A 14,078-nucleotide genomic window follows, 5' to 3' on the forward strand; every position below is an offset into this window, starting at 1 on the left:
TGCTATTCAATTTGCTCTTTCTTCTTAACTCGCCTACAAAGATATGCTTCTATGCGTCCTGTTTTTTATAAGTATAAATCGTCCAAACTATCCAAGCTATCAACTGTTGTGCCGCTAGCAACCCTAAAATGGCTAACGGTTTCAGTATGTTTAGCTTTAACGGCTTGTAATAATGCAACGACTGCACAAAGCGCTGACCAACTTGATGAGCCACATTCTAAGAATGCTCTAAAAGCAGACAACCATACTGGCAAAACCAATCATACTAACAAAACCATTAATATCGTATCCCCTGACTGGGGTAATGCGGCGACCTTGACCGCTATGGGTTATCCGCCGATTGCTACTGGCGATGTTAGGGTCTGGGACAGGTGGGTGGGTAAGCCTACACTGCCAAGCTCAATCATTGATTTGGGCATTCGCTATCAACCCAATGCGGAACTCATTGCCCAATTGCCTGTTGATATGGTCGTGGATAACTTTTTTTATGAGCATGCGCGCAGTCTCTATGGGGACGTGCCCGCTGAGTCTGTCATGTTCGCAGCCAAAGGCGATACCGCGACTTGGGCAGATTATACTGAGCCGACCCGCAAGTTGGGTGAGCTGATTGACAATCCTAAATTAGCTGAAGACTATATTGCAAAAAGTCAGAAAGACATCAATCTGGCCGGTGAGCGGTTTAAAAAGCGCTATCCTAAAGTGAAGAAATTCGCCGTTGTGCAGTTTGCCGATGCCAATAATATGCGCATGTATGTGGCCAATAGCTTGTTCAAACCTGCTTTTGACAAAATGGATAAGGAGCTTGTGGTTTTAGGTAAAGGAAACAGCTGGGGTTTTGTGCCCATACGAATGGGTGACTTGGCACAACTAGATGAGGATACCTGCCTGTTAATCATAGAACCGCTGAGTCCGATAACACGGGCTGAGATAGAGGATAGTTTGGTTTGGCAACGTTTAGGCTATGGCGATACACGCTGTGTGGGTGAGCTACCACCCGTATGGATTTATGGTGGTATGTCGTCATTGGTCAGCTTGGCGGATAATTTATCAACCGTAGTGTTAAAAGGTGGAGCGGCATAATGACAATCAATACGACCCATCACGGCAATGCTATGACTTCGCTCTCTTCATCACAGTCTTCTGATCTATCACAACAGCCTTCAAACTCGCAAAAAGCACAATCTAAGCTCTCATCAAATCCGTTACCAAACCCATCACCAAAGTCACCTCGACCGCAAAACACTTCCTCTACTGCCAGTTCAGGACGATTATGGGCGGCGCTTTTTAGCCTCACGATTTTATCACTATGGAGCGTCTGGGCATTAATAGATCAAGAGTGGACGCGGCCTGTTAGCGACTTATTGATACCCAGCGCGCAATTGGATATTACCAGTCTTGCGACGCAGCTGCATATAGTAGCGACCAGTATAGTGGCGCTATTGGCAGGGGGACTGCTGGGCGTTGTCAGTATTTTGCTGCAGCAATTGGTCAAAAACCCATTGGCCTCAGACACCACATTGGGCGTCGGTGTTGGTGCGCAATTAGCCATGCTTATCGTGACGCTATTTCTGCCAAGCTTGGCGATTTATGGTGGGCTTTATGTGGCCTTCGTCGGCGCACTCATCAGTATGGGGCTGGTATTTGCTTTATCCGCACCGAGTCGTTTTAATCCTTTGATTCTCATATTAGCGGGTCTGGTGGTGAATATTTTGCTCGCTGCCGTTGCTAATGTACTAGTGTTGTTTTTCGCTGAGCGTAGTAATGGTATGTTGTCATGGGCGGCTGGCTTTTTGGCACAAAATAGCTGGCATACCAGTACGATACTGGCGATCACGGCAGTCGTAATGGCGCTCGTCTGTCTGCCACTGCTAAAACCATTAACCCTAATGAGTTTGGATGATTTGCAAGCCAAGCGGTTGGGTGTGCCTATTAATGGTATACGTGCATTAGTAGTGCTCATTGTGGCTATCGTAACGGCTTTGGTCATCAGTGAAGTGGGTCTGATTGGTTTTATTGGTCTGGGTGCTGCCAGTTTGGTCAATGCGCTGGGTATCTCCTCCATTAGCAAACGCTTGGCAGCAGCTTTTGCCCTAGGTGCGCTGCTGTTATGGCTGACCAGTAATGTCGCGCTACTGTTAGAGCCGATACTCGATATGCAAATCCCAGCAGGAGCGCTGACAGGTATTCTTGGTGCGCCACTGATTATTTGGCTGATTTTACGCCAGCGCCGTGAGCGTATAGAAACCGTGACACCAATGCTTACCGGCAAGCATACGTCTATTGCATTTTGGCGCTGGGGCATCAGCGTGCTCGCACTTATCATGTTGGCTTGTCTTTTTGTCCAAGACGTTAACGGTTGGGGGCTTAGTACTGATTGGGTGATTACCCAGCAGTATCGATTGCCACGCAGTTTGAGCGCGGCGGCAACAGGTCTTATGTTGGCTATCGCTGGCGTACTATTGCAAACGCTCACCCGCAATCCGATGGCAAGCCCCGAGGTTTTAGGGGTCAGCTCGGGGGCGGCGCTTGGGGTCATCTTAGGATTTTTGCTGTTACCAAGCTTGGGGTTGTCCGCTGGGGCAGGGACGTTGCTGATTTCAGGACTGTCAGGTGCTATGGCTGTACTATTGCTGATCATTTGGCTAGCACGCAAGGTAAGCTCAGGCTATCTATTATTGGTGGGTATCGGTATTGCCGCGATGATGGATGGGGTAATGCATATGGTCAAGTTATCTGGTGACCCGCGCCTAGAAGCGATGCTCAGTTGGCTATCGGGGACGACTTATAGCGCCCAGCCGAGTACGGTCTGGTATCTTATTGCTATTGCTCTTATTTTATTTGCGCTCAGTTTGCTGATTATCAAACCGCTGCGCGTACTTGGTTTGGGTACAGGAATCGCTCGTAATTTGGGAGTGGCAGTGACACCAGTGACGCTCGCGCTATTGGTATTGGTAGCAGCGCTAAGTACGGCCAGTACACTCGCGGTCGGGCCATTAAGTTTTATTGGTCTAATGGTGCCGCACTTGGCGACATCACTCGGAGCTGTGAGGCTGGAGCGCCAATTACCTTTAGCGGCTTTGTTAGGCGCAGGGGTGATGGTCATAGCAGACTGGATTGGACGTTATGTCATTTTCCCCTATGAGCTGCCTGCGGGTACCATTGCTGCCATTATCGGTGGTGGATATTTCTTATGGCTGATTCGTAAAGTGCCAGTCGCAGTGAGCCGATAGTTTTCTGCTTTGATCGGGGCGTGTTTGATCTTTTGACCGTGGCAGTGACATCTTGTGAATGTTCAACACGCCCTAGATATTTCATAATGACAAACGCAGGTTAGGATAAATTCTTAACTCAGCTGCGTTTGTCAGCTATGCCTCATAAAGACATAGCTCAAAAATCGCTATGTGAGTTGATTGACTTTAACATTGCAGAAAATCATAAAAAATGAGTTGACAGCAAATTGCTGATAGTAAATACTACACCCCATTAAAGATAATGATTATCATTTACATTATTATTCAATGTTTCAATAAAAATGACTTTTCAGACGTAAGGTTTATGTTTGATTGTTTATTCAAGATTACTAACAACAAGGTTGATGCTATGGACACGCTGCTTTTAGACGAACCACTTGATAACGACTGCTATTTACATCGCCAAGCAAAGTTTGAATCCAAGGTTCGTAGTTATCCACGCAAGCTGCCCTTTGCGATTCAATCGGCAAAAGGGGCATGGATTACCGATGTTGAAGGCAATGATTACATAGATTGCCTGTCAGGTGCTGGCACATTAGCACTTGGACACAACCATCCTGTGGTCATAGAAAGCATCAAAGCGCTGTTAGACAGTAATCTACCAATGCATACATTGGATATCACCACACCGTTAAAAGACAAATTTAGCCAATTTATGTATGAGCTACTTGGCACCAATAGCGACGAGTATTGTTTGCAGTTTTGCGGGCCAACGGGTGCCGATGCGGTAGAAGCGGCTATCAAGTTGGCGAAGCAAGTCACTGGGCGTTCAGGGCTTGTTAGTTTTAGTGGCGGTTATCATGGCATGACGCATGGCGCGCTGGCTGTCACAGGGAATCTGGCACCGAAAGAAGGTATTGAAGGTCTGATGAGTTCGGTACAGTTTTTACCTTATCCCAATATGTATCGCTGTGCATTTGGTTTGCCTTTTGAGCAAAGCATTCATGCCCATATGAACTATTTCGAAAACTTCTTAAAAGATGTAGAGAGCGGCGTGGTCAAACCAGCAGCCGTTATTTTGGAAGTTATACAAGGTGAAGGCGGTGTCAATCCTGCCCCAATTGAGTGGTTAAAGCATGTGCGCCGAGTGACAAAAGAGCTTGGCATTATGCTGATTATCGACGAAGTACAAACAGGGTTTTGCCGTACAGGACGTTGGTTTGCCTATCAACACGCGGATATCGATCCCGATATGATCGTCATGTCAAAAGCGATTGGTGGCGGTTTGCCACTTGCGGTATTGGGTATCAAAAGACAATACGATGTATGGCAAGCGGGCAATCATTCTGGCACGTTTAGAGGCAATCAATTGGCAATGGCGACTGGCCTTGCCACCCTCAATTACTTGAACGACAACAATGTCGCTGACTATGTTTTAGAAATAGGCGCATGGTTTATGTCACAGTTAAAGACACTTCAACAGCGTTATCCGAGCATTGGTCAAGTCAGAGGGCGAGGCCTCATGATTGGTATAGAAATTATCAACCCTAGCTTGTCTAAGCAAAATGATGGTAGCTATCCAGCAGACAGCGATGTGGCTGCCAAAATTCAGCAAGCGTGTTTTAAACATGGTCTAGTGATTGAAAAGGGCGGACGCGGTGGCACAGTACTGCGATTATTACCACCGCTTAACGTGACCAAAGATGAGCTACAGCAAGTCTTGCAAAGGCTTGATATGGCGCTAGAAGAAAATCAATAGCGTTGCCAACGCCTTAGGATGATTCACATATCTATAAAAAAACTCTGATAACAACTCTAATAACAAGTCACTTATCTATGATTTATAACATCGTAGGATAGGACGGGTGAGGACATTTTGCATTTATTAAATCAACAAACCAGTGAGCAATATGTCACGCATATGCAAAAAACCAGCGCTGTTATCAAACAGTGGCTAGACGACAATAACGTATATTTGGGCGGCACACCGCAACAAGTGCAAGCGACCAATACTTTTAGCATCCGTGAGCAGGGCCGAGACATCGACACGATACTCGCTGATATTCAAAGCAAGTTTTTACCCAGTTGTGTCTCGACGGCCAATGCGAATTGTTTGGCACACTTGCATCCGCCAACCTTGGTCATCGGTCAGATTGCTGAGATGATTATCGCGGCTACCAATCAGAGTATGGACTCGTGGAATCAAAGCCCAGCAGCAACCTATATCGAAAAAGATTTAATCAAATGGCTGTGCAAATTATGTCAGTTTGGCAGTGGTTTTGATAACAGTTTCGATAACAGCTTTGATAGTCAGGCTGATAGCGACTCTGGTGGTGTTTTTACTAGTGGCGGTACGCAAAGTAATCTGATGGGTTTACTGCTGGCACGCAATAGGTTCTATGAGTCTAAAGGCGTTGATGTGCAAAAGGACGGCCTGATCGGTCAGCCTATTAGTAGTATTCTATGCTCAGACCAAGCGCACTTTTCTATCGAAAAAAATGCAGCACTATTGGGTATAGGTCAACAATCTGTTATTAAAATAGCGACCGATGCATCGGGTGCCATGCTGGTGTCTGACTTACAACATCAGATAAATCAGCTAGGCGCTGACAATGTGATGGCTATCATCGCAACCGCTGGCACGACTGACTTGGGTGCTATTGACCCTCTCATGGCTATTGGCAAAATTTGCCGTGATGCACAGATATGGCTACATGTCGATGCGGCATGGGGCGGGGCATTACTATTATCACAGCGCTATCAACACTTGATTGATGGTCTGAATCAAGCTGATTCTATCACCTTGGACTTTCACAAGCATTTTTTCTTACCGATTAGCTGCGGTGCTTTTCTCTTACGAGACAATCAAAATTTCGAGAGCATTCGCCATCATAGCGAGTATCTAAACTCTACTGATGATGAACAAGACAATATCCCAAACTTGGTGACGTACTCTTTACAGACTACACGCCGATTCGATGCCTTGAAGCTGTGGATGGCTCTGGACTTACTAGGTACGGATGGCTATGCAACCTTGATTGATAACTGTTTGGATACCGCTAAGCAGGCGGCACAGCTGATTGGTGCCAACGACAATTTTGTACTGGTACATGAGCCCATCATTAGCAGTGTTTTGTTTTATTTTACCCCTAAAGAGGCTGCACTATCTAACGACCAACTAGCACAGCTCAATCGTCACATTGCGCAAGCATTATTGGTCAATAATATTGCCAATGTGGCCACCACTCAGTTTGAACAGCGCCTTTGCCTTAAATTCACCATTTTAAATCCCAGTACTCACATCAATGATATTGCAGGCATCATTGAGCAGATGGCTATTGCTGGTTTTAACCAACTCAATTCTGACAAATCGAAAGTTGATGGGAAGAAACAACATGATGCAGCATAAAACGCTTGATCGTCTCACGCTACAAAATCTAATCAACGCTTACTGTTTTGAGACTGGGCGCGGTGACATTATTGCCGTAGAGCAGCAGGATGATATACAGAAGCAGGCCTCACAGAATAAGCCTCTATTAGTGCTAACGTTAGCGCCTTTAAACACAGTAATGGTCGTACCTGTCGATAGAGTAAGCCAATTGGGTCAGCACCGTTTTGCAGGTACGCCGCTTATATTAAACAAGCAAACGGATAGCTCATTGCAAAACAAACAATGGATAAAGTCTTCTGCTATGAGCTTAGCATCTTTGATTATTGAAGACATTGTCCATCGTTATAAAGACAAAGCGATGCTAGATGCCAATGGGGTATTAAAGCGTTGGATTGAGAGTTATGAAGGGCTACAGATTATCTTAGAGCATCGCAATGATGAGATTGATGACATTATTGACTATCAGCAAGACTTTATTCAGACCGAACAAAACCTTATTTACGGTCATGCCATGCATCCCACACCCAAAGGCCGTGCAGGGTTTTATGCTGACGAGTGGGCAAAGTATGCGCCCGAGACCAGCAGCAAAACCCAGCTGCATTATTGGCTGGTGCACCCCAGCTGCATTGCAGAAGAATTCGTAGATGGCGAGAGCATTACCACAGCGCTCAAACTAAAGCTAACAGCTGGCATGAGTCATTATCAACAGCAACTGGTCGATGAGCATCCTGACTATAAGCTGTTGCCACTGCACCCTTGGCAAGCAAGGTTTTTGCAGCAGCAGCCGTGGTATCAAAAGCTGCTAGAAAAAGGCCAATTGTTTGACTTGGGTGAGCTCGGTTGGTATTTGCACCCAACAACATCAGTACGCACGCTAGCGGCCTTTGATGCGCCTTGGATGTTTAAACTGTCGTTGTCTGTAGCAATTACCAATTCGGTGCGGATTAACCTGCCTAAAGAATGCAAACGCGGGATGCATGCCTGCCGAATCTGGCGTAGCGACTATGGTACCCAGCTCAAAACCGAGTACCCTACGATTGCGGTATTGAATGATCCTGCTTGGATTGCCTTACGTGTCGACGGTAAAATTATTGATGAGACTATTTGTATCTTACGTGACAACCCTTTTACAGAGGATACGCAAGTCACCAATCTTGCTAGCTTAAGCCAAGACCATCCGACTCGTCTCACCAACCGGTTAGAAACGTTGTTTAAGTCTATTCATAAAGGCACCGACGAGCCGTTGGATAAAATTGCTGTCCAGTGGTTTGATACTTATTTGCAAGTCGGTTTTATACCGCTCATTCATATGTATTATCAGCATGGTATTGGGTTTGAGGTACATCAGCAAAACAGTCTGATCGAGCTAACAGACGGCTATCCTACTAAGTTTTGGGCCAGAGACAATCAAGGGTTTGGTTATATCGCAGAGTACGCTACGCGGCTCATTGATGCTTATCCAGAGCTTATTAGCGAAGGAGAGTGCGTCATTCCAGAGGACTTTGCTGACTCAAGATTTGCCTATTATTTAGTTGGTAATAGCATATTTGGCCTTATTACCGCCATTGCTCGTACTCAGCTTGTGAGTGAGGATGCATTAATTGCGATGTTTAGAAATTGTCTAATGGCGTTAGAGCAACAATACCCGCATCGTTCGTTATTTGACTTGTTGTTGCGTAGCCCTACATTGCCGTTTAAGGGCAATCTACTCACCAGACTCTATGCGCTGGATGAGTTAACCGCACCTGTTGAGACCCAGTCTATTTATGTCGATATTCCAAACCCTATGATGACGTAGCCTTTTATATCACGAAACGAAAGCACAAATAAGCGTACGACAGAAACTAGCAGTAGAATAAAAGTAATCACTAAGGGGTGACAGTGTTAGATATTATCGGTATTGGCGTCGGGCCATTCAATCTCAGTTTAGCGGCATTACTGACGAAAACAGAGGTAACGGCCAAATTTTTTGAGCAAAAAGCCGAGTTTAATTGGCATAAAGGTATGATTTTACCGAATACTACACTGCAAGTGCCGTTTATGGCAGACTTGGTGACATTAATAGACCCAACCAGCCCGTATTCCTTTCTAAATTATTTGCATACTCAGCAGCGATTGCTTAAGTTTTACTTTTTAGAAGAATTTAAAATTTATCGCAAAGAGTATAACCACTATTGCCAATGGGTAGCAGGGCAGCTGGATAGTCTGAGTTTTGATGCGACAGTCATAGATGTGGCGTTTGACGACAGTAACGATGGGTTTGTCGTGACGGTCTGTGAGCAAGGTATACAAAACACCTATCATGCTAAAAATTTAGTCATAGGCACGGGCACACAGGCCACGCTACCACTATCGTTGCAAGACATTGCCAAGCAAGCACCCAACCGTTGTATGCACACCGCCCATTTTGCAGACAGTTTTGACTTAGATAGTCTAAAGCCAAATAGCGGTAAGGTAGAAGAGGGGTTACCCAAAATATTGGTATTGGGATCTGGTCAGTCCTCAGCAGAGGTATATCGAACCTTATTCGATCAACAGTTTGATGGCGATGATAGTACTAATGACAACCCTAAGTTTCAGCTAGATTGGATGACGCGCTCGGCAGGATTTTTCCCCATGGAATACTCCCCATTAGGCTTGGAGCATTTTAGCCCTGCATATACCGATTACTTTTATCATTTAGACTCAGTAACCAAACCCCAAATCACTGCCAAGCAAGACCTGCTCTATAAAGGCATGGGCTTTGAGACCATACGAGATATTTATTATCGTCTCTATGAGCGCAGTATCACCAATCAAGACTTGTATTCAACGTTGCTGTCTAACTGTGAAGTGGTTGAGGCAACGCTGACAACAATGCTAGAAGAGCCAGAGCCGACAGGCACCATAAAACTAGTAGGTAGACAGCGTGAACAAAATCAAGATTTTACTGCTGAGTATGATTGTGTGATTGCTGGTACAGGCTATCGTTATGGTCTGCCTGAGTGTTTAAACACGATACTACCTAGCATCGCACACGATGAGTTTGAGCAGCCAATCATTGATCGAAACTATGTGCTGAAATATGTGCTGACGTATCAAAAAGAGATGGCGACTGACGGCAAGATTTTTGTGCAAAACCAAGAGGTGCATACCCATGGCGTTGGCGCTCCAGACTTGGGACTGGGTGCGTACCGAGCAGGTTGCATCATTAATCAGTTGACGGGTGAGCAGACTTATGACACCGACGCCTTAACAGTGTTTCAAAATTTTGGCGCGTAGTGCTTTATCAGACTCATATTTAACAGAAACGATATTAGAGAATATTAATCATCTAACAAAATAATAATTAGGAGCAAGTCATGCCGACCATCACCCAAAACCTGCCAGATACTTTTAGTATTGAAGCGTATCAAAAGACATTTGCATTGAGACCTGTCAGCTATCCAGAAGACATGCCATTACTATATCAATGGATGCATGCCGAACATGTGGTTGATCAGTGGCAGCTGCATCTACCAATGGCGCAGCTAAAAACCCATTTTGAAAAAATGCTTGCCGATGACCATCAGCGTCTTTACCTCATACTTTGTAATGATGAGCCGATTGGCTATACAGAGATTTATGAAACGGCTCGTGACCGGTTGTCTCAGTATTACAAAGCCAAAGAGACGGATATGGGCTGGCATATCTTGCTTGGCGATCCAGCGGTGGTTGGCAAAGGCTATCTAAAACCAACTGGGATGATGATTAGTAAGTTTATATTTGAGCATACTGAAGCCAAAAAAATCGTGGTTGAGCCGGATAGCAAAGTTGAAGTATACCAATGGATTGCAGATAGCTTCGCTTATAGAGTGCAACGACTGATTGATATGCCAGAAAAGACCGCCTCCTTGTATTTTTGCAATCGTGATGAGTTCTTAGAATCTAGAGGATATCTCAGCTTTTATGGTGCCACCGCTTAATGAGCAACACCTCTATCAATGAAGCGCCTATAGGTGAATTGCCTACAGAGCAACCTTCTTCACAGCTGTCTTCAAATAGTGCCCTTGAGGAGAGCGATGGCTTGAACGACAAGCAAGTACAACGAGTGTTACTGACACTACTACTCGGCGGCACGGTGGTCAGCTTTAGTAATAGCGCGCTCAATCCAGCAATTCCTGTCTTTATGTCGGTGTTTGATGTCGACATTGTGATGGGCGGCTGGGTGCTAAATGCTTATGTCTTGGCCATGAGTGTGGGGCTGATGCTGAGTGGCTACTTAAACAAAAAGTTTCCTTTCAAGTATGTTTATTTAGCCGCGATTTTCGGGTTTATGCTAGGCTCAGTCATTGGCATGTTGGCGTCCAGTATGGGCTTTGTCATCATTGCCAGAGCCATACAAGGGCTGAGTGGCGGTCTGATTATCCCGCTGTCTATTGGCATTCTATATCAGATTTATCCGCAGAAGCAGCACGGCAGAGTAATGGCGCTATGGGGCATTGTTATTATGATGTCATTAGCGTTTGGCCCTTTGGTCGGGGCTTACTTGGTTGAGCAGTTTGCGTGGTGGACATTGTTTGCCATTACGTTACCACTTAGTATGGCGGTCATGGCGATGGTGTGGTGGTTAATACCTGACATGCGCTCACATGACAAAAAAAGCCCTTTCGATACCATCGGATTTGTCAGCTTACTAATTTGGCTGCTCGCGATGATGGTTTGGCTGAGTACACTGAAAATAGATTTTACTAGTGGTCTGTCAAGCAATGATGGTTTATTAGAGATAGCCACGTTGGGTTTGTTGTCTGTCGGATTTTTACTGTCCGCGATGGTTTGGTGGGCATATGAACGTCGTCAGCGTCACCCATTACTGAACGTGCGCTTGTTTAGTAATCAAACCTATTTGCACAGTACCATTATCAGCATTACCCAAACAGTCGGTTTGATGCTGTGTCTCTTGTTATTACCCGTGTTGATACAAGACGTGATGGGCGAGAGTGCTTTATGGACAGGTGTTGTCTTGATGGTCGCGACCCTCGTAGCCAGTATCACCACGCATTACGCTGGCAAGATTGTAGACAGGCGCGGTGCAAGAAGCATTGGCATTTTTGGAATTGTGATTAGTGCGCTGTCTACCTTTATGCTGGCGTGGTGCTTGTATCAGCCCACGCTTTGGCTACTGATGCTGATTATGTGCGTGCGCGGTGTCGGAGTGGGTCTAGCATACCTACCAACCACTACCGTTGGGTTTAGTAGTTTACCCAAAGACTCGGTCACTGAAGGGGCGGCGCTTAATAACATCAGTCGCCGTATCGTTTCTACATTGTTCATAGCATTGGCTACTATTTATATAGATGGTCGAGGCGCTCAATTATTAGCGGCAGGCAGTCGAGAAAGCACGGCAAGCGCGATCCAAGAAGTATTGGTAATTATCGCTGTAATTTTGATATTTACGATTCCTTCAGCGTGCAAATTACCACGATCCCCATAAACAAACACCCCGTATCGGGGTTTACTTTAACTTATTAATGTAAATAATTATCATTCGCTTTGCACGCATCTAAATTCATACTTTTACTTGATTCAATTTTCAGACAGGAAGCTTATATCTATGTCCAATCATCTAGCAAACTCTACCAAAAACAATAATAGCAATCATAGTGCTGATATCACTTATGCAAATAAACCGTGGCAAGCGCCTGTCGATTCTAAAATTATAGCACGCGCTGAGCAACGAGTGATTAAGCAATTGCTACAAGCATTGCTATATGAAAATATCATTGAGTTTGAATCTGAAAGTGCGAACACCACTCATGAAAGTACTGGTAATGAAACGCTGCTGAATTTTGTTATCAAAGCAGGTAATGATGTCAACTATACCGCGCAAGGTCATATTCATTATAGTTTTGACATCATTCGTTTAAATGACTTGAATGTGCAGCGAGTGGTTAACGGTGTTGCCGAAGACGCTATTCTTGAGCATGTAATCAGTGATATCTTGCTCAACATTGAGGGTGCAGAACTCAAAGACAGCTTTATTAAAGAGCTGCGTCATACCTTAGTAAATGAAACACAAGCTCAGATACTGGCTTCTAGCATACCTGTGCCTATTGATACGCTCACTTATGAGCAACTCGAAGGCTATTTGACGGCAGGGCATCCTTATCATCCGTGTTTTAAGTCTCGTATTGGTTTTGATTTGCAAGATAACTATGACTATGGCCCAGAGTTTGATCAAAATATCGGTGTGGTGTGGTTGGCGGTCAAAAAACAGCTACTGGTGAGCAATACCACCACCGGCATCGATATAAATGAATGGGTGAAAGATTATGTGGGTACTGATGAATTTGCTGCACTTAATGCCAAACTGACAGAAGTACTTACAATCGCAAATGAGACGGCTAATGACTATTGCCTAATACCTGCGCATCCTTGGCAATGGCAAAACACCTTGATTCAAGCATTACAACCATTACTTGCCACGCAAGAGATTATCTATTTGGGTAGCGCGGGTCATCAATACCGCGCTCAGCAGTCTATTCGCTCACTGACGATACTTGGTAATAGCGATGACAATGGTAACAATGACACTATTAATGATAAAGCCTACCTAAAACTAAGTATGCATCTGATTAATACCTCAAGCACGCGAATACTAGCAAAGCATACCGTGATGAACGCTGCTGTTGTCACTACTTGGTTAAATCAACTGATTGCAGACGACAAGACCGCCCAAGCATTACCCATTGCGTTTTTGGGTGAGACGGTTGGCGTCAGTTTAGACCATGAGGCGTTACGCGCGCGCGGCTATCAGCATCCAAATATGTATGGCGGGCTGGCTGCGATTTGGCGAGAAAACGTGAACCAGTATCTATCAAAAGAGCAAGTAGCATTTCCGCTCAATGGTGTCAGTTATGTCAATGCTGACGGCTCGCATCTGATAGCACCTTGGCTTGATAAATATGGCGTAGAGACATGGATTGCGCAGTTAATTAAGGTCACTGTCACCCCTTTATTACATGTCTTATTTGGTTATGGTGTGGCATTAGAGTGCCATGCGCAAAACATCATCTTGGTACATGAAGATGGCTATCCCGTAAAAATATTATTAAAAGATTTGCATGACGGGGTTCGCTATTCACCTGAGCACTTAACCCAACAACACTTGCGTCCAGATTTCTATAGCTTGCCACCTGCTCATGCTGCCTTAAATAGAGGCTCATTTATCGAGACCGAAGATACCGATGGCATTCGGGATATGACGGTTGCTTGCTTATTTTTTGTGGCGTTGTCAGACATTGCGATTTTTATGCAGACGCATTATCACTATGCTGAAGTGGCGTTTTGGCAACAGGTTACTGACTGCGTGACTGACTATCAAACCTCCCATCCAGAGCATCAAATACGGTTCGGCTTGTTTGATATATTTGCCAAGCAAACTCGCATTGAGTCATTGGCTAAGCGCCGATTATTCGGAGACAAAGCATTCCCGATTAAATACATTAATAACCCATTGTTTAAAAGTCGGGGGTGAA

General features: G+C 45.0%; 9 protein-coding genes. All 9 read left to right on the forward strand.

Going from position 1 to position 14,078, the window contains the following annotated elements:
* Positions 1-51 precede the first annotated feature (51 nt).
* The 9 genes from AAEY79_RS01885 (at position 52) to AAEY79_RS01925 (ending at position 14,077) form a co-directional block, all read left to right on the forward strand.
* Positions 52-1,080: an ABC transporter substrate-binding protein gene (locus AAEY79_RS01885; RefSeq protein ID WP_201575743.1), complete on the forward strand. Its 1,029-nt coding sequence runs from the start codon at positions 52-54 to the stop codon at positions 1,078-1,080.
* Complete coding sequence (gene fhuB, locus AAEY79_RS01890; protein WP_227687548.1) at positions 1,080-3,230, forward strand: Fe(3+)-hydroxamate ABC transporter permease FhuB; 2,151 nt, start codon at positions 1,080-1,082, stop codon at positions 3,228-3,230. The genes AAEY79_RS01885 and fhuB overlap by 1 nt, the downstream gene beginning before the upstream one ends.
* A gap of 370 nt (positions 3,231-3,600) precedes the next feature.
* Complete coding sequence (locus tag AAEY79_RS01895; RefSeq protein WP_201575744.1) at positions 3,601-4,950, forward strand: diaminobutyrate--2-oxoglutarate transaminase family protein; 1,350 nt, start codon at positions 3,601-3,603, stop codon at positions 4,948-4,950.
* 117 nt (positions 4,951-5,067) lie between these two features.
* The gene (locus tag AAEY79_RS01900; RefSeq protein WP_201575745.1) at positions 5,068-6,600 is read left to right on the forward strand and encodes an aspartate aminotransferase family protein; all 1,533 of its coding nucleotides are present in this window, start codon (positions 5,068-5,070) and stop codon (positions 6,598-6,600) included.
* Positions 6,587-8,380, forward strand: coding sequence for an IucA/IucC family siderophore biosynthesis protein (locus tag AAEY79_RS01905; RefSeq protein ID WP_201575746.1), 1,794 nt, complete (start codon positions 6,587-6,589; stop codon positions 8,378-8,380). Before AAEY79_RS01900 ends, AAEY79_RS01905 begins: the two co-directional genes overlap by 14 nt.
* A gap of 83 nt (positions 8,381-8,463) precedes the next feature.
* Positions 8,464-9,843, forward strand: a complete 1,380-nt coding sequence (locus AAEY79_RS01910) for a lysine N(6)-hydroxylase/L-ornithine N(5)-oxygenase family protein (protein ID WP_201575747.1) — start codon at positions 8,464-8,466, stop codon at positions 9,841-9,843.
* A gap of 80 nt (positions 9,844-9,923) precedes the next feature.
* Positions 9,924-10,526, forward strand: a complete 603-nt coding sequence (locus AAEY79_RS01915) for a GNAT family N-acetyltransferase (RefSeq protein WP_201575748.1) — start codon at positions 9,924-9,926, stop codon at positions 10,524-10,526.
* Positions 10,526-12,034, forward strand: coding sequence for an MFS transporter (locus AAEY79_RS01920; protein WP_201575750.1), 1,509 nt, complete (start codon positions 10,526-10,528; stop codon positions 12,032-12,034). The genes AAEY79_RS01915 and AAEY79_RS01920 overlap by 1 nt, the downstream gene beginning before the upstream one ends.
* Positions 12,035-12,154: 120 nt before the next feature.
* Complete coding sequence (locus AAEY79_RS01925) at positions 12,155-14,077, forward strand: IucA/IucC family siderophore biosynthesis protein (protein ID WP_201566065.1); 1,923 nt, start codon at positions 12,155-12,157, stop codon at positions 14,075-14,077.
* The last annotated feature ends 1 nt before the right edge of the window (position 14,078 follow it).

It is taken from the genome of Psychrobacter sp. GW64-MNA-CIBAN-0177, assembly GCF_040309585.1.
Lineage (GTDB): Bacteria > Pseudomonadota > Gammaproteobacteria > Pseudomonadales > Moraxellaceae > Psychrobacter > Psychrobacter okhotskensis.